Below are 25,387 nucleotides of genomic sequence, written 5' to 3'. Positions count from 1 at the left end.
CCCATGGCATCCGCATTCGAGTACGCACCGGCGCCGGAGTCCCGTTCCGTCGTCGACATCGCCCCCTCGTACGGCCTGTTCATCGACGGTGAGTTCACCGACGCGGCCGACGGCAAGGTCTTCAAGACGGTCAGCCCGTCCTCCGAGGAGGTGCTGTCCGAGGTCGCCCGGGCCGGCGCCGACGACGTGGACCGGGCCGTGAAGGCGGCCCGCCGCGCGTTCGAGAAGTGGTCGGCGCTGCCCGGCTCCGAGCGCGCCAAGTACCTGTTCCGGATCGCCCGGATCATCCAGGAGCGCTCCCGCGAGCTGGCCGTCCTGGAGACCCTGGACAACGGCAAGCCGATCAAGGAGACCCGCGACGCCGACCTCCCGCTGGTCGCCGCGCACTTCTTCTACTACGCGGGCTGGGCCGACAAGCTGGACCATGCCGGCTACGGCCCGAACCCGCGTCCGCTGGGCGTGGCCGGCCAGGTCATCCCGTGGAACTTCCCGCTGCTGATGCTCGCGTGGAAGATCGCCCCGGCGCTCGCCACGGGCAACACGGTGGTCCTGAAGCCCGCCGAGACGACGCCGCTGTCCGCGCTGTTCTTCGCGGACATCTGCCGCCAGGCGGGCCTGCCCAAGGGTGTCGTCAACATCCTGACGGGGTACGGCGACGCGGGCCAGGCGCTCGTGGAACACCCGGACGTCAACAAGGTCGCGTTCACCGGCTCGACCGCCGTCGGCAAGGCCATCGCCCGGAGCGTCGCGGGGACGGACAAGAAGGTCACGCTGGAGCTGGGCGGCAAGGGCGCCAACATCGTCTTCGACGACGCCCCGATCGACCAGGCCGTCGAGGGCATCGTCACCGGCATCTTCTTCAACCAGGGACAGGTGTGCTGCGCGGGCTCCCGCCTGCTGGTCCAGGAGTCGGTCCAGGACGAGCTGCTGGACGCGCTGAAGCGGCGGCTGTCCACGCTGCGCCTCGGCGACCCGCTGGACAAGAACACGGACATCGGCGCGATCAACTCCTCGGAGCAGCTGGCCCGGATCACCGCGCTCGTGGAGACCGGCGAGGCGGAGGGCGCGGAGCGCTGGAGCGCCCCGTGCGAACTGCCTTCGGCCGGTTACTGGTTCGCCCCGACGCTCTTCACGAACGTCACCCAGGCGCACACCATCGCCCGCGACGAGATCTTCGGCCCGGTGCTCTCGGTGCTGTCGTTCCGTACGCCGGACGAGGCGGTCGCCAAGGCGAACAACAGCCAGTACGGCCTGTCGGCCGGCATCTGGACGGAGAAGGGTTCGCGCATCCTCGCGGTCGCGAACAAGCTCCGGGCGGGCGTCGTCTGGGCCAACACGTTCAACAAGTTCGACCCGACCTCGCCATTCGGCGGTTACAAGGAGTCGGGTTACGGCCGCGAAGGCGGCCGTCACGGCCTGGAGGCGTACCTCGATGTCCGATAACCGTCTGAGCGTCTTCAAGACCTACAAGCTGTACGTCGGGGGCAAGTTCCCCCGCTCCGAGAGCGGCCGGGTGTACGAGGTGACGGACTCGAAGGGCAAGTGGCTGGCGAACGCGCCCCAGTCCTCCCGCAAGGACGCGCGCGACGCGGTCGTGGCCGCCCGCAAGGCGTTCGGCGGCTGGTCCGGCGCGACCGCGTACAACCGCGGCCAGATCCTCTACCGCGTCGCGGAGATGCTGGAGGGCCGCCGCGAGCAGTTCGTACGCGAGGTGGCCGAGGCGGAGGGCCTGTCGAAGTCCAAGGCGGCGGCCGTCGTGGACGCGGCGGTGGACCGCTGGGTCTGGTACGCGGGCTGGACGGACAAGATCGCCCAGATCGTGGGCGGCGCGAACCCGGTCGCGGGCCCGTTCTTCAACCTGTCGACGCCCGAACCGACCGGCGTGGTCACGGTCCTGGCGCCGCAGGGGTCCTCGTTCCTGGGCCTGGTCTCGGTGATCGCCCCGGTGATCGCGGCCGGCAACACCGTGGTCGTGGTCGCCTCCGCCAAGTCCCCGCTGCCCGCCCTGTCGCTGGGCGAGGTGCTGGCCACCTCGGACCTGCCGGGCGGTGTGGTCAACGTGCTGTCGGGGAAGACCGCGGAGATCGCCGCGCCGCTCGCCGCCCACCAGGACGTGAACGGCATCGACCTGACGGGGGCGGACGCGGAGCTGGCGAAGGAACTGGAGATCGCGGCGGCGGACAACCTGAAGCGCGTCGCGCGTCCACAGGCTGTGGACGGCGACGACTGGACCGCCGACCCGGGCACGCACCGCCTGACGGCGTTCCTGGAGACCAAGACGGTCTGGCACCCGACGGGCGCGCTGGGAGCCTCGGGCTCCTCGTACTGACCGCACACGGCGACGGCCCGTTTCCCAGAGGCGCCTCCGGGGAACGGGCCGTCCCGCTGCCTGCGGAAACTCAGCCGCGCAGCCCCTCCACGACCGGGCCCACGACGGGCAGGTCCTTGATGGCACCGCCGCTCGTCAGCGGATCGGTGACCAGCGCCGTGGAGAGCGGCTTGAAGTCCGCGACCTGGGTGCCCACCGCGTTGTCCAGCGGGTCCGTCCCGGTACCGGCCAGCGGGTCGAGCCGCAGGTGGGTGACGGGCGCGACGCTGTGCTCCAGCGACTGCCCGAGCGCCCCGGTGACCGCGCCGCCGGCCGCGCCGGTGGCCTCCGCGAGGCCGACGTCGGCCCCCGTCTCCTGGACGACGGGCAGCGGGGCGGCCTGCGCCGCCGCACCCCCCGCGCCGAGTGCGGCGCCGACCGCGGTGACGGTCAGACCTGCGCGCAGCAGGGTGCGGCGCCGGGACTTGGAAAGTGCGTGACGTGCCATGGATTTCCCACCTGATCGGGACGATCGGACCATCGGTCGCGTAATCAACCGAATGCAAAGAGTAGTTGAGGTGTGATGCGCGATACCAACAAGACCTCCGGGGGTCCCACGTGCGGGTCAATGCCTCAGACTCGTGTCCTGTGAGTTCCCAAGCGCTTTCGACCCGCGTCGTCCTCCTGACGGGCCCCTCCGGCTCCGGCAAGTCGTCCCTCGCCGCCCGCACCGGGCTTCCGGTGCTGCGCCTCGACGACTTCTACAAGGAAGCCGACGACCCCACCCTGCCGCTCGTCGACGGCAGTACGGACATCGACTGGGACTCCCCGGCCTCCTGGGACGCCGACGCCGCCGTCACCGCAATCACGGAGCTCTGCCGGACCGGCCGCACCGACGTCCCGGTGTACGACATCTCCACCAGCTCCCGCACCGGGCACGAGGTCCAGCACATCGGGCGCACCCCGCTCTTCGTGGCCGAGGGCATCTTCGCGGCCGACATCATCGACCGCTGCCAGTCCCTGGGCCTCCTGGCCGACGCCCTCTGCCTGCGCGGCCGCCCCTCCACGACCTTCCGCCGCCGCCTCCTCCGCGACCTGCGCGAGGGCCGCAAGTCGGTCCCGTTCCTGCTGCGTCGCGGCTGGCGCCTGATGCGTACGGAACGCCGCATCGTCTCCCGTCACGTCGCGCTGGGCGCGCACGCGTGTGCGAAGCCGGAGGCGCTGGGCCGCCTGGCCGCCGCGGCGGCGGGCCGCTGCCGTTTGCCGGTGACCCGGTAAGCCCTCCGCCGGTTTCGGTTTCGGGGGCTCCGCCCCCGCGCCCCCGCTCCTCAATCGCCGGAGGGGCTTGACGTGAAACGCGCCGCGGGGCCGGACAAGACCCCCCGGCCCGTCCGACCCCGCGACTTCCCCGTATCCCCGTTGTCCCCCGAGATACCCCCCGTATCCCCCGGGCCCCCGTTACTTCCCCCGTAACAACACCGCCGCGTCCCCCGACGCGGCAGCGCGCCCCCGTTCCCCCCAGCCTTCAGGCCACCAGCTCGCCGAAGGACTCCTCCTCGTCACGGCCGAAGCTGAGGACCTCGTCCTCGCGCAGCCGGCGGAGCGACCGCCAGATACTCGACTTCACCGTGCCGACACTGATGTCGAGGATCGACGCGATCTCGGGGTCCGTACGACCCTCGTAGTACCGCAGGACGAGCATCGTGCGCTGCAGCTCGGGAAGGCGCGCCAGCGCCTGCCAGAGCACGGCGCGCAGCTCCGTACCGCGCATCGCGTCCGTGTCGCCCGCCGTCTCCGGCAGCTCCTCGGTCGGGTATTCGTTCAGCTTGCGCCTGCGCCAGGCACTGATGTGCAGATTGGTCATCGTGCGGCGCAGGTAACCGCCGACAGCGGCCTTGTCGCTGATGCGGTCCCAGGCCCGGTACGTCGAGAAGAGGGCGCTCTGGAGCAGGTCCTCGGCCTCGAACCGGTCACCGGTCAGGTGGTAGGCGGTCGCGTACAGGGAGGCGCGGCGCTCCCGGACATAGGCCGTGAACGCCGCTTCGGCGTCCCCGGACCGCTCCGGTGACTTCCGCTCCCCCGAGTCCTCCCCGTACGCGCTTCCCCCGTTGCCCCCCGCGTCAACCACCGTCATGAATGACGTGTGCTGACGCCCGGCGCCTCGAACGCACCCCCGTCCGTTCACTGCGGCGCCGGACTTCTCGGTGTTCCGCCCGACATCGTGGAGACGCGTGACAACTGCGCTTGCGTTGATGCTGTGAGTTGCGTTCATCTCGCGCCCCCCATCGGTGGAGTCCGTCCGTTCCTTGTGCCAACGAGCTTGCCGGGGCAGTTTCATGGCGCTGTCCGCCGACTGTCACAGGGCTGTCACAGGGCCCGGCGGCGTCGCGAATCCGTGCTTCCTGATGCATGAGGGACGTATGGGGCACGCATCAGGGGGGACCAACTGTCGAACTGGGGCGCCCCATGGGTCAGAATGACCAAGTGCCTTTCCTGTTGCTGATCGAGGACGACGACGCCATCCGCACGGCCCTCGAACTCTCGCTGTCACGCCAGGGCCACCGTGTGGCCACCGCGGCGACGGGAGAGGACGGCCTCAACCTGCTGCGCGAGCAGCGCCCCGACCTGGTCGTGCTGGATGTGATGCTGCCCGGGATCGACGGTTTCGAGGTGTGCCGGCGCATCCGCCGCACCGACCAGCTGCCGATCATCCTGCTGACCGCCCGCAGCGACGACATCGACGTCGTGGTGGGTCTGGAGTCCGGTGCCGACGACTACGTGGTGAAGCCCGTGCAGGGCCGGGTGCTCGACGCCCGTATCCGCGCGGTGCTGCGCCGGGGCGAACGGGAGTCGACCGACTCCGCGACCTTCGGGAACGTGGTCATCGACCGCTCCGCCATGACCGTCACCAAGAACGGCGAGGATCTGCAGCTCACGCCGACCGAGCTGCGCCTCCTGCTCGAACTGAGCCGACGGCCCGGCCAGGCCCTGTCCCGGCAGCAGCTCCTGCGCCTGGTCTGGGAGCACGACTACCTGGGCGACTCCCGGCTGGTCGACGCCTGTGTGCAGCGGCTGCGCGCCAAGGTGGAGGACGTACCGTCCTCGCCGACCCTGATCCGTACGGTGCGGGGCGTGGGTTACCGGCTGGACTCGCCGCAGTGAGCACGGCTGTGCGGCGGGGCCTGCGCGCCGGGCTCCGCTGGACCAGCCTGCGCCTGCGGCTCGTCATCGTCTTCGGCCTCGTCGCGCTGACCGCCGCCGTGTCGGCCTCCGGCATCGCGTACTGGCTCAACCGCGAGGCCGTGCTGACGCGTACGCAGGACGCGGCGCTCGGGGACTTCCGCCAGGAGATGCAGTCCCGGGCGGCCTCGCTGCCGCTGCGCCCCACCAAGGAGGACCTCCAGACGGCCGCCGTGCAGATGGCGAGCAGCAGCCCCGGCTACAGCGTGCTCCTCATCGACGAGCGCGACCCGGGCAAGCCCATCGTCGGCAACAGCGACCTGGACACCTTCACGCGCGACAACGTACCGCTGTCGTTGCAGGAGCAGGTGGACCGCAAGCAGCCGGTCAAGTCGGGCAACAAGTACGAGTACCACCTGTTCTGGCAGCGCACCTCGATACGCGGCACGCCGTATCTCGTCGCCGGTACGAAGATCATCGGCGGCGGGCCGACCGGCTACATGCTGAAGTCGCTCGACCAGGAGCGGCAGGACCTCAGCTCGCTCGCCTGGTCGCTGGGGATCGCCACGGCGCTCGCCCTGGTCGGCTCGGCGCTGCTCGCGCAGGCGGCGGCGACGACCGTGCTGCGGCCGGTGCAGCGGCTCGGGGACGCGGCCCGCAAGCTCGGCGAGGGCAAGCTCGACACCCGGCTCGTGGTGTCCGGCACCGATGAACTGGCCGATCTGTCGCGGACGTTCAACCGGACCGCAAGCTCGCTGGAGAAGAAGGTCGCGGACATGAGCGCCCGCGAGGAGGCCAGCCGCCGCTTCGTCGCCGACATGTCGCACGAGCTGCGTACGCCGCTGACGGCGCTCACCGCGGTCACGGAGGTGCTGGAGGACGAGGTCGACAGCCTCGACCCGATGATCGCGCCCGCGGTGAACCTCGTGGTCAGCGAGACCCGCCGGCTGAACGACCTCGTGGAGAACCTGATGGAGGTGACCCGCTTCGACGCGGGCACCGCCCGTCTCGTCCTGGACTATGTGGACGTCGCGGACCAGGTGACCGCCTGCATCGACGCCCGCGCCTGGCTGGACGCGGTCGAACTGGACGCCGAGCGCGGCATGATGGTCCGCCTCGATCCGCGCCGGCTCGACGTGATCCTCGCCAACCTGATCGGCAACGCGCTCAAGCACGGCGGTTCGCCGGTACGGGTCTCGGTGCGCATCGAGGGCGAGGAGCTCGTCATCGAGGTCCGGGACCACGGCCCCGGCATCCCCGAGGACGTCCTGCCGCACGTCTTCGACCGGTTCTACAAGGCGAGCGCCTCCAGGCCGCGTTCGGATGGCAGCGGGCTCGGGCTCTCCATCGCCATGGAGAACGCGCACATCCACAACGGCGACATCACCGCCCGCAACTCCCCGGACGGCGACGGCGCGGTCTTCGTGCTGCGCCTGCCGCGCGACCCCGGGGCGCCGAGCGGTGCCGCCGGGGATCACGACGCACCGATACCGGACCATCAGGAGGACGACGCGACGTGAGGCGCAGCGAACGCCGGGGACACCGAACCGCCGCCGCCCTGGCAGGTGCCGCACTCTGTGCCGTACTGGCGGCGGGCTGTGGCATCCGTACGACCTCGGTGCCGGTGGACGCCGGTGCCGCCCCGTCCCGGGTGCCGTGCGCGATGCCCGCCGAGGACGCCGCGTCCCAGGCCGGGCGGGGCATCCCCGTACAGGTGTATCTGATCTGCGCCGCGCAGCTGGTGACGGTGGACCGGGCGGTGCAGGTCCAGGAGGCCGAGTCGGACCGGCCGGCGGTCGCCACGGAGCTGCTGGACGAGTTGCGCAGGCAGCCCACGGCGGACGAACGGCAGGCGGGCTTCTCCACCGAGGTGCCCGCGACGCTCCGTGTCTTCGGCCCCCGCCCGGGGGACGCGAAGGGTGCGCTGCGGCTCAACGAGCAGCCGGAGGACCTGTCGGCCGAGGCCCTGGCCCAGGTCGTCTGCACCTTCGCGGACAGCGAGTCCCTGACTCCCGGTGACACGGTGACGCTGGGCGGTCCCGGCGACTACCCGGCCCGCGGCTACCTGTGCACGGCGGAGACGAAGGCGAGCCCGAGCACGGTGGGGGTGCCGTAGGGGTCTTCGGGGCCTCAGGAGGTCCGGGGTCCGTCGTGAGGCAGGTCTCCCCGGGTCCGGCGGAACCGATCCGGCCACTGCCCGCGTCTAGGGCTTCGTGCGTCAAGGTACGGACGGCCAGGCCGTCATCCGCTTCCGCGCGGTCGGGGTGTCGCTGCTCCTCGCGCATCTGCTGCTCGTCGGGTGGCTCACCCTGCGTCCGCTGGACGTGCCGTGGATGGACGCCCCCAACCTCTCGCCGTTCGCCGGCATCAGGGCCGATCTGTCGCTGGGCCCCGCCGCCGCGTTCCGCCGGATCGGCGGCGGGCTGCTGCTCCTGGCGCCGCTGGGCGTGCTGCTCCCGATGGCCGGGGGCCGGCTGTACGTGTCCCCGTGGCTCTCGCTGGCCCGTACGGTCGCGGCCGGCTCCCTGATCTCGCTGGCCATCGAGCTGGGGCAGACCGGGGTGCCCGGCCAGGTGGTGGACGTGGACTCGCTGTTCCTGAACACGGCGGGCGTGGCCCTCGCCCACGTCCTGGTGGTGCCCGCGTGCCGGGCGCGGCTGCGGCGGCGCGGCGGGGCGGCGGGGACGCATGTGGTGGCGCGGAGGGGGCACGAGGCCGCTCAGGGTTCGATCCCTCAGGGGGCGATCCCTCAGGGTTCGACCCCGACGATTTCCGGGGTCGGGATGGCCCCGTAGAGCGACGCTTCGTCCGGTTCGTCGCGGCACGATGGACGTATCGGGAGCACACCGGACTGCTCCCCGCAACGGTTCGCGAAGGAGCCCACCATGGCCGCACTTGCCCGCCCCCGTGACGGACGCATGCTCGGCGGAGTGTGCGCAGCGCTGGCGCGGCGTTTCGGCACGTCGGCGAGGACCATGCGCATCATCTTCGTGGTCTCGTGCCTGCTGCCGGGCCCGCAGTTCCTGCTCTACCTGGCGCTGTGGCTGCTGCTGCCGCAGGAGGGGCGGTCGTCCTCGACCGCCTGGTAGCCGTTCCCGTACACATGCCTGTGGGCGGGCACCCGGTCGGGGTGTCCGCCCACAGGCATGTTCCGGCTTCGGCTCAGCCGCCGAGCGGCAGACCGTTGGCGGACAGGCCGCTGGTGGTCAGACCGCCGGCCGGCATGCCGCCGAGGAGGCCCTTGACGGGGGTGGTGGCGTCGCCGAGGACCTTGGTCTGGCTGGTGCCGAGGAGCTGGTCGGCGGTGTCCTGGACCGGCAGCGTCGAGGTGGCGTCGGCCACGGCACCGGCGACGGGCAGGACGCTGGTCGCCGTCTCCAGCGGCAGCGCGGAGGCGGACGCGGTACCGGCGGCGGCAGCGGCGAAAGCGGCACCGAGAGCGGCGACACCGAGAGTCCTGGCAGCAGACTGCTTCATATGACATTCATCCTTGGGGAAGGGGATGTGAGCGGCTATGCAACGTAGTCAGCCGCCACTCCACTCCGCAAACATGCGACACCACGGAAAACGGCCGGGAAAACCTCTACCCGGCCGCCTTCCGTACGCCTCCGTCAGCCGGCCAACGAGGAAGACACGCTGGTCGCAGCAGTCTGCTCGAAAAGCCATTCGGACTTCAGCTCGGCATACCCGGGCTTGATGACGTCATTGATCATCGCCAGACGTTCATCGAAAGGAATGAATGCGGACTTCATTCCATTGACGGTGAACCACTGCATGTCATCGAGCGTGTATCCGAAAGCCTCGGTCAGCTTCTCGAATTCCTGGCTCATGCTCGTGCCGCTCATCAGCCGGTTGTCGGTATTGACGGTGGCCCGAAAGTGCAGCTTGCGGAGCAGCCCGATGGGGTGCTCGGCGTACGAGGACGCGGCCCCGGTCTGGAGGTTGGACGTCGGGCACATCTCCAGCGGGATGCGCTTGTCCCGTACGTAGGAGGCGAGCCGGCCCAGCTTCACGGAGCCGTCCTCAGCGACCTCGATGTCGTCGATGATGCGGACCCCGTGCCCGAGCCGGTCGGCGCCGCACCACTGGATGGCCTGCCAGATCGACGGCAGCCCGAACGCCTCGCCCGCGTGGATCGTGAAGTGGTTGTTCTCGCGCTTGAGGTACTCGAAGGCGTCCAGGTGCCGGGTGGGAGGGAACCCGGCCTCGGCGCCCGCGATGTCGAAGCCGACGACGCCCTGGTCGCGGTAGCGGTTGGCCAGTTCCGCGATCTCCAGGGAGCGCGCGGCGTGCCGCATCGCGGTGAGCAGGGCGCCGACGCGGATGCGGTTGCCGTCCCGGCGGGCCCGCCGCTCACCCTCGCGGAAGCCCTCGTTGACGGCCTCGACCACCTCTTCGAGGGTCAGCCCGGCCTCCAGGTGCTGCTCGGGGGCGTACCGCACCTCGGCGTAGACGACCCCGTCGGCGGCCAGGTCCTCGGCGCACTCGGCGGCGACCCGGACCAGCGCGTCACGGGTCTGCATGACCGCGCAGGTGTGGGCGAACGTCTCCAGATACCGCTCCAGCGAACCGGAGTCCGCGGCCTCCCGGAACCAGATGCCGAGTTTGTCGGGCTCGTTCTCGGGAAGCGCGTCGTAACCGATCGCCGCCGCGAGATCGACGATCGTTCCTGGACGCAGACCGCCGTCGAGGTGGTCGTGCAGAAGGACCTTGGGGGCACGCCGGATCTGGTCCGGGCCGGGCACGTTGAGGGTCGGGCTCATCATCCAGGCACTGTAGCGCCTACGCGCGTAGAGCGGGCTTGTCGTCGCATAACGGTACGGTCGAGCCTCCCCGCGCCCCGCTGCGTAACAGACCCCGCGAACAGGGGTGGCGGACCCGCGCTCGTCTGACACTGTTACGCCATGGCACAGCGCGCACTCCCCCAGCCCGCGGCACGGCTGGGACGGGCCGTCGGAGCGGCGGCCGGAGCAACAACGGTCGGCGGCGTGGTCCTGCTGCTCCCGGACGGCGAGCCGCACTCGCACCGCCGCCCCTCCGCCCTCTCCCACGCCCGCCTGCTCCCGCTGGCCCGCGCCCTGGCCCACGCGGGCCGCGCCGACGGCCTCACCGCCCATGTGGTGCGCTACCGCTGCCGCGGCTGGAACGAGGACGACGCCCACCTCGCGGCGGACGCGGAATGGGCGGTGGACGAGGCCGTACGCCGCTACGGCGACGTCCCCCTCTGCCTGGCCGGCCACGGCATGGGCGCCCGGGCCGCCCTCCGCGCGGGCGGCCACCCGGCGGTCGGCGCGGTCCTGGCCATGGCCCCCTGGCTCCCCGGCGACCCGTCCGCCGACCCGGAACCGGTCAAGCACCTGGTCGGCCGCCCGGTCCTGCTGGTCCACGGCACCAACGACACCCGCTGCGCCCCGGACCTCTCCTTCCGCCTGGCCGAACGCGCCAAGAAGGCCAACCGCGACACCTGCCGCTTCGAGGTCCACTCGGACGGCCATGGCCTACGCCAACACCGCGCCGAAGTAGCGGCCCTGGCCGCCGACTTCGTACGCGGCACGCTGTTCGGCCACGCGTACGCCCGCCCGGTGACGGACGCGCTGGCGGCTCCGCCGCCGTTGGGGCTGCGGATGCCGTTGGCTGTGGGGTTCGGGGAGTCGTTGGGGGTCGGCTGAGGGAGCCCGCGGAGTGCGGGCTCCCTCACCCCGGCAGCAGACTCCCCCGCCGCCCCAGCAGGAACTTCTTGAACGCCGCCACCGGGGGCGTGTCCGGGTGCCCGTCCAGCCATGCCACCCCGATCTCGCGCACCGCGCGCGGCGCCGTCACCGTCAGTTCCACCACGCCCGGGCGGGCCACCGCGGGCGGGGGCAGCAGGGCCACACCCAGGCCCGCCGCGACCAGGCCCCGCAGCGTCTCCGCCTCCTCGCCCTCGAAGGCGACCCGGGGGACGAAGCCCGCCGCCGCGCAGAGGTCGTCCGTGATGCGGCGGAGGCCGTAGCCGGGTTCCAGGGTGACGAACGTTTCGTCGGCTGCTTCGGCGAGGCGGATGCGGCGGCGGGTGGCCAGGGGGTGGTCCTCGGGGACCACCAGGCGGAGGCGTTGTTCGTCGAGGCGGCGGGTGACCAGGTCGGGGGCGTCCGGGACCGGGGAGGTGAGGCAGAGGTCGAGGCCGCCGGCGCGGAGGCGTTCGATCATGGCCTCGCCGTAATTCTGGACGAGCTGGAAGCGGACCCGGGGGTGGTCGGCCCGGAAGGCGCGGATGAGGGCGGGGACGGTCTCGGAGCCCAACGTGTGGAGGAAACCGAAGGCCACCTTGCCGGCGGTGGGGTCGGCGTCGGCGCGTACCGAGTCGGCGGCCTTCTCCACCTCCTCCAGGGCGCGCTCGGCCGAGCCGAGGAAGGTGCGGCCGGCCGGGGTCAGGGACACCGTGCGGCCCTTGCGCGCGAACAGGGCGACGCCGAGGTCGTCCTCCAGCCGCACCATCGCGCGCGAGAGCGTGGACTGCGGGACGCCCAGCTCCTGCGCGGCGCGCGTCACGTGCTCGTGGCGGGCGACCGCCTCGAAGTACGCGAGGCGCGGGGCGAGGACCGCGCGGATGTCCTCTTCATGCGCGCGGATATCTTCCTTGTAACTACTCGGTGACAGCCGTGGCTGTGAGCTGCGTTGATGCACCATGGGATTGATTATTCGCTGTTTGTGCATTGGACGCATGAATCCCGCGCGTCCTACCGTCGTCGCATGCCTCCCGCCAGTACCGGGGCGTCCACCCTCACCGTGGCCGCCTCGACCCAGTCGTCCCCCGTCACCGACACCACCGACCGGCTCGCACCCGGGCGCCCCGGCTACCGCCGGATGAGCTTCGCCCTCTTCGCCGCCGGTGTCGCGACGTTCGCGCTCCTCTACTCCACGCAGGCGCTGCTGCCCGCCGTCTCCGCGTCCTTCGGCGCGACGGCCGGGCAGGCGAGCTGGACGGTGTCCGCCGCGACCGGGGCGCTGGCGCTGTGCGTGCTGCCGATGAGCGCGCTGTCCGAGCGGTTCGGGCGACGGCAGATGATGACCGCCTCGCTGGTGGTCGCGGTGACGGTCGGCCTGTTCGTGCCGTTCGCCCCCTCGCTGGGCTGGCTGATCGCGCTGCGCGCGGTCCAGGGCGCCGCGCTCGCCGGACTGCCCGCCTCCGCGATGGCGTACCTGGCGGAGGAGGTGCGGCCCAAGGCGCTCGTCGCCGCGATCGGGCTGTTCGTCGCCGGCAACAGCATCGGCGGGATGAGCGGCCGCATCCTCACCGGCTGGATCGCGCAGCTGTGGGGCTGGCGAGCGGCGCTCGGCGCGGTCGGGCTGCTGGCCGTGGCCTGCGCGGTCGTCTTCCACTTCATGATCCCGCGCGCGCGGCACTTCACCCCGGGCACGCTGAACCCGAAGGCCCTCGCGAAGACCGTCGGTTCGCACCTCGCCAACCCGCTGCTGCGGCGCCTGTACGCGATCGGGGCGCTGTTCATGACGGTGTTCGGCGCCGTGTACACGGTCATCGGATACCGGCTCGTGGAGGCCCCGTTCAACCTGCCGCAGGGCGTCGTGGGCTCGATCTTCCTCGTATACCTGGTCGGTACGGTCTCCTCCGCCGCCGCCGGACGACTGGTCGCCCGGCTGGGGCGGCGGGGCGCGCTGTACCTCGCGGTCTCGACCACGGCCGCCGGGCTTCTGCTCTCGCTGGGCGACCAGCTGGCCTCCGTGCTCCTGGGTCTGGTCCTGATCACGGCCGGCTTCTTCGCCGGGCACGCGGTCGCCTCCTCCTCGGTGAGCCGTACGGCGACGACGGGCCGCGCCCAGGCGTCGGCGCTGTACCAGTCGGCGTACTACCTCGGCTCCAGCGCGGGCGGCACGCTCGGCGCGGTAGCCTTCCACGCCGGCGGCTGGGCGGGCACGGTCACGCTGGGCCTGCTCGCGGTCCTCGGAGTCGTATCCATCACGCTGTACGGGACGCGGGCCGCCCGCGCCGAACGGCTGCGGCCCGCCGCCGTGGCGCCCGTACAGAACTGAGACATTCGGCGCACAACCTGTCGCTCCCCTTCGCGCATCTAGCAGGCGGAATCACCGCAGTGCGCGCGAAGGGGAGTTGGCGTACATGGGAGTCAGGAAGAACATGCAGAACATTCGGGGCATTACGGGCATACGGGCGCGGCGGGGGCTCGTCCTGTCCGTCGCGGGGCTGACCGCGATACCGGCATTCGTCCTCGGTACGGGCACCGCCGCGCAGGCGGCGTCCTGCACGACGTCCACGGGCCCGTACCAGAAGCAGGTCGAGAAGTACCTGCACCTGAAGGTGGACGGCAAGCAGTCTGCGGCGGACTGCACCAAGATCCGGTCGTTCCAGAGCACTTACGGCGTCACTCCGACCATCGGTTACGCAGGACCGGTCACCTGGCGGACGATGCAGACGCTCACCGCGCAGAAGGCGGCCGGCAAGAACCCGAACAAGGCCGGGAAGTGCCCGACCAACAAGGGGCGCATCGCCTGCGTCGACCTGACGCGGCAGATCAGCTGGATCCAGGACGGCAAGAAGCTGAAGTTCGGGCCGGTGCCGGTGCGGACGGGGCGGGACGGATACGAGACGCGGACGGGCGCCAAGAAGATCTACTGGCGTCACAAGAACCACGTGTCGTCGATCTACCACGTGTCCATGCCGTACTCGCAGTTCTTCGACGGCGGCCAGGCGTTCCACGCGGTCGGCGTGACGATGTGGAATCCGCCGGGGTCGCACGGCTGCGTCAACATGCGCACCTCGGACGCGAAGTCATACTGGAATTTGTTGAAGAACGGCGACGACGTCTACGTGTACGGCCGCAAGCCGGGGACCTGACGGCTGCCGCTCGCCCGCCCGTTGTCAGTGCCCCGCTGTAGCTTCCGAAGTACTGGATGAAGTGAGCGGTGTCACGGCACGACAGGGTGGATCGGCGATGAGTGAACTGACAACGGCGGCAGCGGGTCCCGGCGCGCCGGGCGACATCGACAGCCGTCTGGAAGGGCACCGGGTCGAGCTGACCGGTTACTGCTACCGGATGCTCGGCTCGGCGTTCGAGGCGGAGGACGCGGTCCAGGACACGCTGGTACGGGCCTGGCGCAGCTTCGACAAGTTCGAGGGCCGGTCCTCGCTGCGGTCCTGGCTGTACCGCATCGCGACCAACGTCTGCCTCGACATGCTGAACGCGGGCAAGAAGCGGGCCCGGCCGGTCGATCTGACCGGGCCGACGCCGCTCGCGCAGGCCGCGCTCAACCCGCTGCCGGAGAACGCCTGGCTGGAGCCGATGCCGGACGGCCGGATCATCCCGACGACCGACGATCCGGCGGAGGCGGCGGTGGCGCGCGAGTCGGTGCGCCTCGCGTTCGTCGCGGCGCTCCAGCATCTGCCGCCGAAGCAGCGGGCGGTGCTCATCCTGCGCGAGGTGCTGGCGTGGAAGGCGGCGGAGGTCGCGGAGCTGCTCGGCACCTCGGTCGCCTCGGTCAACAGCGCCCTCCAGCGGGCCCGGGCGACCCTGACCGACCACGAGTCCGTGGCCGCCGACGCGGCGGACCCGCTGGACGCGGAGCAGACCGCCCTGCTCGAACGGTATGTGGCGGCGTTCGAGGGCTACGACATGAAGGCGCTGACCGCCCTCCTCCACGAGGACGCGGTGATGACGATGCCGCCGTTCGACCTGTGGCTCCGGGGCCATGACGACATCACCGGCTTCATGACGTCCCTGGGCGCGGCCTGCGCCGGCTCCCGCCTCCTCGCCACCTCCGCCAACGGCACCCCGGCCTTCGCCCAGTACAAGCCGGACCCGGAGGGCCCGGGCTTCATCCCCTGGGCGGTCCAGGTCATCGACATCAAGGACGGCGCGATCACGGGGATGCACTGCTTCCTGGCCACGGACCGCTGGTTCCCGCTGTTCGGGCTGCCGGACCGGTTGGAGGCGGATGCGACGTGAGACGGAGGGTGGGTGATGCTCGTGTACGTGCAGTGCCGCATCCGATGAGGGCACCCGAAGGGTTGGACCGGCTGCCGTCCAAGCGGACTCCGAGTTCGAGCACGCCCGGCATGAAAGCTATACCATTTTCAGCAAAGACTCCGTGCGGAACACCACTACATGCAGTCACCCGCGACAGTGAGGTTTTCAAACCTGGCCCGCTGGGCCGTCTACCGCTTCACTGCCGTAATCCGAACGCCGCAGCCACCAAAGTATGTGAACCCCCTCCGCGAGGCACTCCGGAGGGGGTCTACAGTTTTTCGACCGAAGGGATCTAACTGCCGCACTCTTTGCGCCCTGACCCCAACGAAACTAGCCAATCAGCCCGCAGGGGATATTTCTATGCACCCTGGTCGTGCAGCGGTGAAATGGCGCCTTCATCGAACTCCCAGAAGCGTCTGGATTCCCCTTCCTGCAGGACAGCGCGAACGGCTTCATAATCCACCGGGCCGGGAATATCAATTGCGATCATCCCATCCATGGCAGTCTCGTGAATTTTCACACCGAGACGGGAAAGATCACCCTTGAGAGTGTTCTCGGGCTCCGGACCAGCCGCCCGGAAGAAGATCACGCGCGCTGTCGAATGGCCACTCGACTCAATGATGGAGTCTACCCAGACCATTTCCGGCGATCCGTGGTGCACGACGCGAACCACATCTCCGACCGCCAACCGCTTGGCGAAAGCAGGCGGAGATACGAGCTCGTAGAGGTGATCCCCCAGGGGCTTCGCGCTTACCTCCTCGAAGGCGACCGGCGGCCATCCACCTTCAACGCACAATCGGACGTGGATCTTGGCCATGTATTCCATGAATCGCCTTTCTTCGCCTACCTCGCCAACCAAGCGTTAGCTCACCATGGTTGCGGGCCGTCACTTTTGAGCCTGTTGCAGACACGGCACGTCGCTTGACCGTTGGCTGGATCTCCCGAACCACCAGTAGCTTCAGATACTACGTGATCCACCTGCGCCTCATTAGTCGGAGGCGTTACGTCCTTTGCTGACTTAGCCGGGTAAACGAGTTCGACGTTGCAGTTGGGGTTGACGCATCTCGCAATCCCATCTTCCTGCTCCAGCGCATTGCGCTGAATAACCTCGTCTTTTCCAGCGGGCGTGAAATTCTTCCCGGGGCGCGTCCCGACCTTGCCACCTCGCCCTTCCTTTGGTTTGAAGTTGGGTCGAAGCTTGCACACTTCTCCGGCAACTCCGTAACTGGCATTATGAACCAAAACCGGGGTGGCCCCTGCTAGCACATAGTACGTATGCAGGTCACCGATGGTTAGGTTATGGACGGTCGCTTCCGCTGCCCAACGTTCTACGCCTTCGATCTCCACCAGCGCGCCACTGCTCGTGCGGAGCTGCTCACCCGCTTCGAGGTCCGTGGCGTCGATCCACAGATCCAGTCCCGCTACCCAGAACGGGTGCCCGTCCGTGGCGGTGACGGAAGTGGTGCGGCTGCCCTGGTCACCGTCCGTATCGATGGTGACCTTGACCAGCTTCTTGTGGCCTCGGCCCTTGATTTCTGCCGTGACCTCACGCGCCTTTGATCTTTCCTTTACAGGGTCAGTCGCCAGAACCTTTTCACCAATCTTGACCTTCTCGATCGGTTTTGACGTTCCGTCGGCCATAAGAACCTTGGTCCCTGGCACGAAGCTGTTACAACCGCCGGCGTTCTTGGCGATCTTCAACTTGCTGAGCCAGTTCTTGACTCCGCTGATCAGCTTGTCGCCGAGCTTCCAGAGGCGCTTGCCGAGTTCTGCGGCCTTCTTCCACTTCCACGGGAGGCCGTACTTCTTGGCCAGCTTGCCGACGATTCCGCCGACCGCACTGGAGATGATGTTGACCGCCGTCGCGCCGCACGCGCCGAGTGCTCCGGTTGTGAAGCAGTCCAGAGCGTCGGTGATGCCCAGTTCGTCGGCTGCGATCTTGGCGAGTTCCTTGGCCGCGGCTATCGCGCGCTGCTTGGCGATGTCCGCGTCCGTTTGGGCCTGGCGTGCCTTGTACTGCGCCGGGGTCTCGGTGGGCGCCTGTACCCCGTAGTAGGTGTAGTACTGATCGGTGGGCTTGACGGTCCAGCCGCCGTTGCCGGTCGGCTTGCAGGCGACGCCGACCAGGGCGCAGTCGTCGGGCGCCAGGCCGCCCGGGTCCGAGAACGTGACCGGGTTGTTGAGGCTGTACGCGTAGCCGTTGATCTGTTGCGGGTCGGTGTAGTCGATGACCGGGTCGGCTGAGATGAACCGGCCCGTCGAGTCGTCGTACTCCCGCGCTCCGAGGGTCGTGAGGCCGGTGACCTTCTGGACCGTGCCGCCCACAAAGCCCTTGTCGTCGACCCAGTCCGTCGCGGACCCCTCGCGTTCCGCTCCGAATGGGTCCATGCGACGGCGCTGGGTGGCGCCGGTGGCCGCGTTGACGGCGAGCTGCGCCGTGCCGTGGTGGTCGGAGGCGAGGAAGGTGACGCCGCCGTTGTCCCTGACCGCCACGGTCTGGCCGGCCAGGCTGAAATAGCGCGCGGCTGTCACCGCACCCGTGGACTTCTTCAGGTGCAGCTCCGTGCCGGGCAGGTAGAACGTCGTCTCCTCGGCCGTCTTGCTGAGCAGGCGGTCGCCCGACGCGTCGTAGACGTAATCGGTAGTGGCACCGTCCGCGTTGGTGACCTTGGTCAGCTCACCCTGTTTGTCCCAGCTCAGCTTCTGTGTGTCGCCGTTGAGGACGCGCTGCTCGGTGTTACCGGTCGCGTCGTAGGAGTACGTGTTGGCCAGCTTGACCGCAGGAGTGCTCGACGTGGCCGTGGTGTCCACGACCTCCGTGGTCAGCTGGTGGGGGCCCTCCCCGTTCTCGCCATACGTGTACGACTTCGTCGACGTAGCCGCGCCGTTCAGGCCGTAGTCGGTCGCCGACGTCCGGTTGCCCAGTGTGTCGAATCCGTACTTCGACCAGTAGGGCGCGGTTCCGCCCACGGTCGCGGACGAGGGCGCGGACGCGCAGGCAGCCTCCGTCGCTCCAGTGCCCACCGCCTTGTTCGGGGTGGCATTCGACGTCCAGGCGTCCGTCATCTGCCGCAGGCCGTCGTACCGGAAGCACTGCACGTCCCGGGTTCCGCCGTCGGGCGCGTCCGTGATGGACCGGACGTTGCCGCCGTCGTCATAGGTGTAACGGGCGTCGTACGCCACCGATGCGGCGCCCTGAACATCGACCCGGGCGTTGATGAGGCGCGAGGTGCCCTGTTCGTAGGCGTAGGACAGCCAGGTCTTCTTCGCTCCCGTTCCGCCGGTGGTCAGCTCCAGCTGCTCCACCTTGTTCGTGGGCGAGTACGCCACCCCGGAGACGTAGCTCATTCCGCCGAGCGAGGTGTTCATCGCCACCGGGCGCTGGAGGGCGTCGTAGTCGTAGGACAGGGCCTCCGCGGGCAGGCCGCCCGCAGCCGGGAAGTTCTGCCCGGCGACCGTGCCGTCCTTGTTGTACTGGGTGTCGAACTGGTAGGTGCCGCCCAGCTCGGGTTCGGCGGTCTTGGACAGGTAGTACTTGGTGGTGGTCGGTGCGAGGTCGTCGTCCAGGGCCGGGTAGGTCACCGACGAGAGGACGGCGCCGTCCTTGTAGGTGTACGTGCCGTACAGCTCGCCCTTGGCCACCGTGTCGTATTTGGAGACGGACAGCTTGGTACCGGTGCCGGCCGCTCCCTGCCACGTTTCGGTGGTGCGGCCGATCTTGTCGTACACCGTGGTCGTGGTGTTGGAGCGGGAATCAGTGGTGGAGACGAGCCGGTCGAGGTCGTCGTACTCGTAAGTCGAGGACCCCGTGTCCGGGTCGGTCGCGGTGTGCTTACGGCCGCGCTGGTCGTATGTGTACGACCAGGCGTTGCCCTTGTCGTCCGTGACCTTGGACAGCTGTCCGGCCGGGGTGTAGGCGTATTTGGTCGAGACGTAGTCGTTCGCCGTCCCGGGGAGGAGCGGCTTGTCGCCCTTGTACTGACGCAGCTCGACCGTGTGGTCCCGGGCGTCCGAGATGGCGGTGGTCGGGATCTGGCCGTTCGGCGGGTCGGTGTGGATCCTGTCGCCGCCGTAGGTGATGGTGGTGCGGTTCTTCTCGATGCCCGCGACCTTCAGAACCGTAGCGGTGGTCCGGCCGGCGCCGTCGAACTCGGTCACCGTCTGTGCGTCGATGTCCTCGTTGCGCGGGACGAACAGCGTGGCCGTCGGCGCTCCGGCGGCGTAGTAGGTGTCGTTGGTCTTCACCACACGGCCGGAGCCGTCGTAGTAGGTGTCCGCGAGCAGGCGTCCCCCGCCCTGGGCCTCTGTCTGGACCTGGCGGGGCCGGAGCAGGCCGTCGTACAGGGTGTACTCGTGGCCGTAGGACGCGCCGTCCTTCTCGATCTTCTGCGTGTGCAGATAGTTCGGTCCGGTCTGCCGAATGCCGTAGTCGTACTTGATGCTGGGGGTGAATTTCGCCTTGGGGCGGTCGGGCATCCACACCGAGACGACGCGGCCGAGACCGTCGTACGCCAGGTCGGTGCGCTTGCCGTTGATGTCGGTCTGGGCGGAGAGCGTGCCCCACTCGGGCGCGTACTCAGTGGTCGTGGACCAGCCGAGCACGTTCGTCTCGGTCTTGGACACGGCCAGGCCGTATGCGTTGTCCGTATACGTCGTGGTCGTAGGGGTCTTCGCCGCGTCCGTGACGACGAGCGGGCGGCCGTACTGGTCGAAGGTGGCGGTGGTCACCTCCTGGTACGTGCCGGTGGTGCCGTTGTGCGAGACCAGCCGCTTCACCAGCGTCGGCTCGCCCTGGGTCGGCTCGGCACCCCGGGTGGTCGCGCCGTCGTAGTACGTCAGCTCGTCGGAGATGACGACCCTGGACCGGTCGGGGTCGATCGTGCTGCAATCGACGCCCAGGGTCTCGACGCGAGACACGTAGCTGTACAGGTGCTTGGAGGCGCTGTCCGCGTACTCCGTGCGGGTGCACTGGTTGTCGGCCACGTCCAGCTCGCCGTAATCGGCGACCTGGACCGCCCGGCCCTTGTCGTCGTACGACGTGGTGGAGGCGGTCTGCCGCCAGCCGCCGCCTTCGAGCGCCTCGTAAGTGTCGGACCGGCCCTCTCGCACGTAGCGGGCGTACGCGGTGCCCCAGTCCTTGACGCGGGTCGCGGTGACCTTCGTCCAGGGGGTGTTGATCGACTTGGTGACGATCTCGTCGCCGTTGTAGGTCGTCGTCTCGAGTTCGGTGCCCGACTTCCAGTCGGAGTCGTCGTAGGAGGTGCCGTTGCTGTCCTTCACGCTGACGGACCGGGTGCCGCCGCCCGGCTGGGCATCGCCGTCCAGGCCGCGGAAGAAGACATGCTCAGTCTTCGTATTCGACGGCTTGATGCTGCCGTCGGAGGTTTCGACCCGGACCTTGCTGTACCCGCGCCAGTCGCTCCACGTGAGGTTGTCGGTTTTGGAGAGACCATCCGGCTTGGCCTTCCGCCAGCCCGCGTCACCGAGATAGGTGTACGTCGTCATCTGGTCGGGGCTCTCCCCCACCCGATCTTCCTCGATCACCGACGTGACCACGTACTTGTTGAACCAGTCCGTGATCGGGTCCTTCACACCCGGTGGGTTCCACTTGACCGGGTAGCAACGCACCTTCGAATCGCCCATTTTGGGCAAGGTGGTGGATGTGCACTCCGGCTCGGAGTAGTTGGCGGACAGCACGCTGCCCGACTCGCTCGCGACGCCGGCGAGCCGGAACCGGTTGAACTCCTGGATGTTGTCGTTCGGAACATCGATGCGGTTGGGGAGTTGGATTCCCCTCAGCTCCACCGACGGCACCGACTTGTCGTCGCCCACCAGTCCGGTGTGGTCGATGTTCTTCAGCCAGAGCGACCTCGACCCGTCACCGTTGTCCACGTAGGAATGGCCGAGCTTCCACCGGTCGACATCCTCATAGGTCGTCTCGCCGTTCCGGATCTGGGTGGTGATCTCGGTGAGCTGCTTACGCGTCCAGAAGGTGGGCGAGTTCTGGCCGGCGCACTTGGTGTCCGCCTTGCAGTTCCGGTCCCACGGCACGTCGGGCCAGTCGGCGGCGGTGTCGTCCTTCAGTGCGGAGGGCGAGCAGTCGGTGAGGTCTCCGACGCAGCGCTCGTCGGTGGTGAACACCACGCGCGCGGCAGGCTTGGTCGAGTAGGTCTTGTCCTCGCGCTGTCCGTAGTCGATGCGCTTGAGGTACCCGCCCCTGACGTACGCCTTGCCGTTCTCCGTGGTCTTCAGGCCCTGGGTGTAGTAGTTGAACTCCTTGCCGTAGAAGTACGCCATGGTGTCGCCGTGCGGGTCGACCACGTAGTCGAGGTTCCAGCGCCATGCCTGGTTGCAGAAGGCGGTGTCGAAGGTGGACTTGTAGCAGGGCTCACCGGAGTCGTCCCCGTAGACCGGGACGGTCCAGGTGGAGTTCGTGGCCTCGTTGCCGGATTTGTATCCGGGGAGCTGGTTGCGGCCGAAGAAGTACTGCGTGCCGTTGGTGGAGGTGAGCTTCCAGTACTCGCCGTCGTTGTCACCGTTGATCGTGCCGGTGATCTTCTCGACCTTGGAGAAATCGTCGGAGGAGACGTGCCACTCGCCGGTGGTGTCGTCCTTGATCAGCTCACCCGAGGCGCCGCCCGGCAGCGAGAGCGTGGCGTTGTCGTAGCCCCAGCACTGGTCGCCGATCGTGTCGTCGTGGCCGTCGTCGGCGCAGGCTTTGTACCGGCGTTCGATGAAGCCGGGTTCGTAGCTGAAGCCTTCCCCGATCCATGAGCCCTGATTGTTCGTGGTGGCGGTCTGCCCGTCCACGGACTGCGAGCTGTAGGCCAGGCCGACTTCCGGAGCAAGACCACCGGGCACGGGCGGCGCGGTGATGGGGTAGGACCAGTTGAAGGCGCCGGAGGAGTTGGAGACGCTCCACTGGGAGGACGCCTTCAACGAGGTGGCCCCGAAGTCGCCCTGGCTTCCCGCCGCTTCCGCGGTCGCGCCCAGCACGGTGACACCGGAACCGGACGCCGCCGTCATGGCGGCCGGTGCGGCGAAGACCTTCGCGCTCAGCGTCGTGCTGTCCGTGTCGTTACGGGTGGCCAGTGGCGTTGCCGTGGCGCATCCCGGCCGGTCGGGCGTGGTGAGGACGCACTCCGGGTACGTCACCAGGCGCAGGCGCGCTCCGTAGTTGCCGCCGTACGCCTCCGCGAAGTCACCGTAGTTGAGGGACACCTCGACCGGGCCGCTATCGGCTCCGCCGTCGGTACGGGCCACGGTCATCAGCGGACCGTCGACACCGGCGGCCGTTGCCTTCTTACGGTCGAGAACGGCCAGCCGGACGGACCGGGGACTGGTCGTTCCCGTGGCTGCGGCCTTCAGCGGAAGGCCCTCGGCCAGAGCGCCCTCGGAGCCCTTTGCCGCCAAGGCGACATCGTCCGATGACGCCTTGGGCCACCGGGTGACCGCTGCCTTCGTCACCGTCGCGCGTGCGGCCTGGTCGGCGCCCTTCTGCTTCCTGACGACACCGTTTCTGCCCTCGGCGGGGTCGTCCAGATTGGTCTGGGTATCGGGGCGTGTCACGCCATTGGCGGCTGCCTGCGGTGCGTATTGGGGCAGCAGACCGATGGACAACGCGACCGTCGCCGTGAGTACAACCTTGCGTACCAACCGTGTCGGTATGCGGAAATGGGATCTTCCAAAAGGTGATGCGCGCATGAGAACTCCGTCAGGAGATGGGATCGGTGCTCTGAAAACGGGGCACGGCCGGGGCGAAACCTCTTGGGTCCGGCCCCGGCCATGCGCGGGCGATCAGGACAGCGTCGCCTCGACGCTCGTGTCGTCAGGAAGGACCATGACGGTCGCGACGAGGCTGGCGTCGAGCGCCCCCTGGAACAGGCGTACCTCGTCGACCGCGCCAGACAGGAAGGCGTCGGCGGTGGTGCCGGTCAGGCGGCGGCCCACCTGGAGCGAGGTCGTGGTGAGGTCCCAGCTGTTGGTCCACGGCACGCGGGCGCTCTCGACACCGTTGACGTACAACACGACGTCTCCGAAGACAGCCGAGTACACGAGGGCAAGGTGGTCGCCCTCGCTACTGCTGCTGGGCAGGAAGCCTGTCGCCTTGACCGTGGTGCTCATGGCCGCCGCAGAATCCGCATCGGTCGCGGTCAGGACCCATCGGCTGTCTGCCGCCGAGTACCCCACCGTGATCGCGTTGCCCTGGGTACCACTGAGCGCCATGACTGTCTGGTCCTTCGTGGGTGACACGGAGGACAGGCGGGCGCGGGCGGTCAAGGTGAAGCTGTCCTGCTTGGAGAGCAGCCCGGCGGACCGTGTCGCGTAGGCGTCGGTGCCGTTCAGCAGCAGGTGGCCGTCACCCCACATGGGCTCTTCGGGCGCGGTCTCGACGCAGTCCGGGTCCGCCTCCGGGTCGCAGCCCGGCGCCGGTTGGTAGATGGACGCGCCACCGCCGAGCGTGAGACCGGTTCCGCCGTACGCCTCGGGCGCGACCCCCGCCGGAGCGGTGTCGACGTCCCAGTAGGCGAGCTGTTGGGCCACGATGCCGCCCAGCTCCGCGCTCTCGGAGCCGGTGACGACTCGGTCGTAGACCTGGACGTCGGCGATGCCACCCTCGAGGTGGGCGGTGTAGCCGTCGAGGGCCAACCGGCGTCCGATCTGAAGGTTCCCGGCGGCGTTCCACGACGTGGCCCGCTTCGCGGTGGTGGTGACAGCCGTGCCGTCCATGTAGAGACGCATGATGCCCGTAACTCCGTCGTAGGAGCCGATGAGGTGCGTCCATGCGTCCGGCACCACCTTGCCTCCGGTGACCTGCCAGCTACCCAGCGACTCCATGTCGTTGAACGGCATGCGGAAGACCCAGGCGCGGGTGTCGCTGTCGTAGCCCAGATCGAAGCCCGGCAGGCCGGTGCCGTCCTGGCTGATCACGGTCTCGTCATGGTCCGGAACCTCCGGCAGCCGCACCCAGGCGCTGACCGAGAGGCCGGCATCCGTGTTCACGATGTGCTGACCGGCGTCGAGGTAGGCGTCCTCGGTGCCGTCAAGCGCGGCGTACGTGTCGGCCGCGCCGAGCGGTCCAGGCTTGGCGCCGAAGGTGACTCCGGGGCCAGGTGCGGCAGCCGGGGACGAGCCGGTGCCGGATGCCGAGGTGGCGCCCTTTACGTCACCGAGAGTCCAGCCGCCCACTGGAGCGCGTCCACGGTCGACGAGGAAGGTATATCCCCCCGTCGGCGTCTTCCCCGCATTGCCTGCCGCGTCGACGGCCTTGGCCTCGACGCTCCAGGTTCCCTCGGTCGGGGGCATGAACTTCACGGTCGCGGGGCCGCCGGGCGTGGTCGGCGTGACCGTCGTCCAGTTGCCGCCCTTGAAACGGTACGTGTACTTCGCGGCGTCGTTGGACGACGAGTCGAAGGTGAAGCTGCCGTAGTCACCGACGCCCGCGTGCCATGCACCGTCATCGGGGTACTGCGCAGAGGTGATCACCGGCGCCTTGGGGGCGGTGGCGTCGTAAATGAACTCACACCGGTACGCTTCGTCACCTGCCGAGCTCCACGGGCCCCACGCGGTTCCGTCCGAGCCCCGTACCTCCCAGCCGACGACCACGTTGGACGGGATGCTGAAGCCCGCGTCGGAGTCCGTGCTGAGGTCCGAGCCGACTGTGTACTTGAATGCGGCGGAGCCCGTCTGGCCGGTACCGGTCGTCGTATGGAAGGCCGTGGTCGCGTAGTGGTCTACCTGCGTCGAGCCCTTCGTCCAGAAGACGTGGAACTGGGCCTTGAGGCTCTCGGACTTACCGGCGATGTCGTTGTGGTCGTAGTCCTTGAGCCTTTTCCAACCTCACGCTGACGCGTGGTGAAGGACGAGGATGGCCTTCACGAAGTTGGTGATGCGGTTCGTGCTGCACCGGAGCTTCCGC

At 69.0% G+C, this 25,387-nt stretch carries 20 protein-coding genes; 12 read left to right on the top strand and 8 right to left on the bottom strand.

The window, feature by feature from the left end; all coding sequences use genetic code 11:
* The first annotated feature begins 3 nt into the window (after positions 1 to 3).
* Both ACIQZN_RS22630 and ACIQZN_RS22625 read left to right on the top strand, forming a co-directional pair.
* Complete coding sequence (locus ACIQZN_RS22630) at positions 4 to 1,443, top strand: aldehyde dehydrogenase family protein (RefSeq protein ID WP_403996714.1); 1,440 nt, start codon at positions 4 to 6, stop codon at positions 1,441 to 1,443.
* Positions 1,433 to 2,329, top strand: coding sequence for an aldehyde dehydrogenase family protein (locus ACIQZN_RS22625; RefSeq protein WP_403996711.1), 897 nt, complete (start codon positions 1,433 to 1,435; stop codon positions 2,327 to 2,329). The genes ACIQZN_RS22630 and ACIQZN_RS22625 overlap by 11 nt, the downstream gene beginning before the upstream one ends.
* A 70-nt stretch (positions 2,330 to 2,399) precedes the next feature.
* On the opposite strand, the gene ACIQZN_RS22620 is transcribed toward ACIQZN_RS22625, so the two are convergent.
* Entirely contained in the window at positions 2,400 to 2,816 is a 417-nt protein-coding gene (locus tag ACIQZN_RS22620; RefSeq protein ID WP_330313434.1) for a hypothetical protein, read from the bottom strand.
* A gap of 140 nt (positions 2,817 to 2,956) precedes the next feature.
* Between ACIQZN_RS22620 and ACIQZN_RS22615 the strand changes: the two genes are divergently transcribed.
* Entirely contained in the window at positions 2,957 to 3,586 is a 630-nt protein-coding gene (locus tag ACIQZN_RS22615) for a uridine kinase (protein WP_403996707.1), read from the top strand.
* A gap of 247 nt (positions 3,587 to 3,833) precedes the next feature.
* Here ACIQZN_RS22615 and ACIQZN_RS22610 read toward each other — a convergent pair whose 3' ends face one another.
* Complete coding sequence (locus ACIQZN_RS22610; RefSeq protein ID WP_403996704.1) at positions 3,834 to 4,580, bottom strand: SigE family RNA polymerase sigma factor; 747 nt, start codon at positions 4,578 to 4,580, stop codon at positions 3,834 to 3,836.
* Between the two features lie 212 nt (positions 4,581 to 4,792).
* Here ACIQZN_RS22610 and afsQ1 point away from each other — a divergent pair, with 212 nt between their 5' ends.
* The 5 genes from afsQ1 (at position 4,793) to ACIQZN_RS22585 (ending at position 8,577) form a co-directional block, all read left to right on the top strand.
* A complete protein-coding gene (afsQ1, locus tag ACIQZN_RS22605; protein WP_026171255.1) occupies positions 4,793 to 5,470 on the top strand; it encodes a two-component system response regulator AfsQ1 in 678 nt (225 codons plus the stop codon).
* A complete protein-coding gene (locus ACIQZN_RS22600; protein WP_403996701.1) occupies positions 5,467 to 7,008 on the top strand; it encodes an ATP-binding protein in 1,542 nt (513 codons plus the stop codon). Before afsQ1 ends, ACIQZN_RS22600 begins: the two co-directional genes overlap by 4 nt.
* A complete protein-coding gene (locus ACIQZN_RS22595; RefSeq protein ID WP_403996698.1) occupies positions 7,005 to 7,604 on the top strand; it encodes a hypothetical protein in 600 nt (199 codons plus the stop codon). Before ACIQZN_RS22600 ends, ACIQZN_RS22595 begins: the two co-directional genes overlap by 4 nt.
* A gap of 97 nt (positions 7,605 to 7,701) precedes the next feature.
* Complete coding sequence (locus ACIQZN_RS22590) at positions 7,702 to 8,283, top strand: VanZ family protein (RefSeq protein WP_403996695.1); 582 nt, start codon at positions 7,702 to 7,704, stop codon at positions 8,281 to 8,283.
* A 90-nt stretch (positions 8,284 to 8,373) separates the two neighbouring features.
* Complete coding sequence (locus ACIQZN_RS22585; protein ID WP_403996692.1) at positions 8,374 to 8,577, top strand: PspC domain-containing protein; 204 nt, start codon at positions 8,374 to 8,376, stop codon at positions 8,575 to 8,577.
* Positions 8,578 to 8,650: 73 nt separating this feature from the next.
* On the opposite strand, the gene ACIQZN_RS22580 is transcribed toward ACIQZN_RS22585, so the two are convergent.
* Both ACIQZN_RS22580 and ACIQZN_RS22575 read right to left on the bottom strand, forming a co-directional pair.
* Entirely contained in the window at positions 8,651 to 8,965 is a 315-nt protein-coding gene (locus ACIQZN_RS22580) for a hypothetical protein (RefSeq protein ID WP_073964299.1), read from the bottom strand.
* A gap of 134 nt (positions 8,966 to 9,099) precedes the next feature.
* Positions 9,100 to 10,254 (bottom strand): adenosine deaminase, encoded by a 1,155-nt coding sequence (locus ACIQZN_RS22575; RefSeq protein WP_403996689.1) that lies wholly within the window; start codon positions 10,252 to 10,254, stop codon positions 9,100 to 9,102.
* Positions 10,255 to 10,476: 222 nt separating this feature from the next.
* Between ACIQZN_RS22575 and ACIQZN_RS22570 the strand changes: the two genes are divergently transcribed.
* Positions 10,477 to 11,157, top strand: a complete 681-nt coding sequence (locus ACIQZN_RS22570; RefSeq protein WP_403997158.1) for an alpha/beta hydrolase — start codon at positions 10,477 to 10,479, stop codon at positions 11,155 to 11,157.
* 25 nt (positions 11,158 to 11,182) lie between these two features.
* Here the strand turns inward: ACIQZN_RS22570 and ACIQZN_RS22565 are convergent, their stop codons facing one another.
* Positions 11,183 to 12,157, bottom strand: a complete 975-nt coding sequence (locus ACIQZN_RS22565) for a LysR family transcriptional regulator (protein ID WP_403996686.1) — start codon at positions 12,155 to 12,157, stop codon at positions 11,183 to 11,185.
* A 63-nt stretch (positions 12,158 to 12,220) separates the two neighbouring features.
* Between ACIQZN_RS22565 and ACIQZN_RS22560 the strand changes: the two genes are divergently transcribed.
* From ACIQZN_RS22560 to ACIQZN_RS22550, 3 genes are all read left to right on the top strand, one after another.
* Complete coding sequence (locus tag ACIQZN_RS22560; RefSeq protein WP_403996683.1) at positions 12,221 to 13,519, top strand: MFS transporter; 1,299 nt, start codon at positions 12,221 to 12,223, stop codon at positions 13,517 to 13,519.
* Between the two features lie 103 nt (positions 13,520 to 13,622).
* Positions 13,623 to 14,339, top strand: a complete 717-nt coding sequence (locus ACIQZN_RS22555) for a L,D-transpeptidase (protein ID WP_403996680.1) — start codon at positions 13,623 to 13,625, stop codon at positions 14,337 to 14,339.
* Positions 14,340 to 14,436: 97 nt separating this feature from the next.
* Positions 14,437 to 15,447 carry a sigma-70 family RNA polymerase sigma factor gene (locus ACIQZN_RS22550; RefSeq protein WP_403996677.1) on the top strand — a complete coding sequence of 337 codons (1,011 nt, stop codon included), beginning with the start codon at positions 14,437 to 14,439 and terminating at the stop codon, positions 15,445 to 15,447.
* 379 nt (positions 15,448 to 15,826) lie between these two features.
* Here ACIQZN_RS22550 and ACIQZN_RS22545 read toward each other — a convergent pair whose 3' ends face one another.
* The 3 genes from ACIQZN_RS22545 to ACIQZN_RS22535 form a co-directional block, all read right to left on the bottom strand.
* Complete coding sequence (locus ACIQZN_RS22545) at positions 15,827 to 16,285, bottom strand: DUF4265 domain-containing protein (RefSeq protein WP_403996675.1); 459 nt, start codon at positions 16,283 to 16,285, stop codon at positions 15,827 to 15,829.
* A 50-nt stretch (positions 16,286 to 16,335) separates the two neighbouring features.
* A complete protein-coding gene (locus ACIQZN_RS22540; RefSeq protein ID WP_403996673.1) occupies positions 16,336 to 23,037 on the bottom strand; it encodes a polymorphic toxin-type HINT domain-containing protein in 6,702 nt (2,233 codons plus the stop codon).
* Between the two features lie 228 nt (positions 23,038 to 23,265).
* The gene (locus ACIQZN_RS22535) at positions 23,266 to 24,954 is read right to left on the bottom strand and encodes a LamG-like jellyroll fold domain-containing protein (RefSeq protein WP_403996670.1); all 1,689 of its coding nucleotides are present in this window, start codon (positions 24,952 to 24,954) and stop codon (positions 23,266 to 23,268) included.
* Positions 24,955 to 25,387: the final 433 nt, after the last annotated feature.

The sequence above is a fragment of the Streptomyces sp. NPDC097595 genome (genome assembly GCF_044761525.1).
Classification (GTDB): Bacteria; Actinomycetota; Actinomycetes; order Streptomycetales; family Streptomycetaceae; genus Streptomyces; species Streptomyces drozdowiczii_A.
Note: the sequence above shows the minus strand (reverse complement) of the source record. Positions and strands in the feature narration are given on the sequence as shown.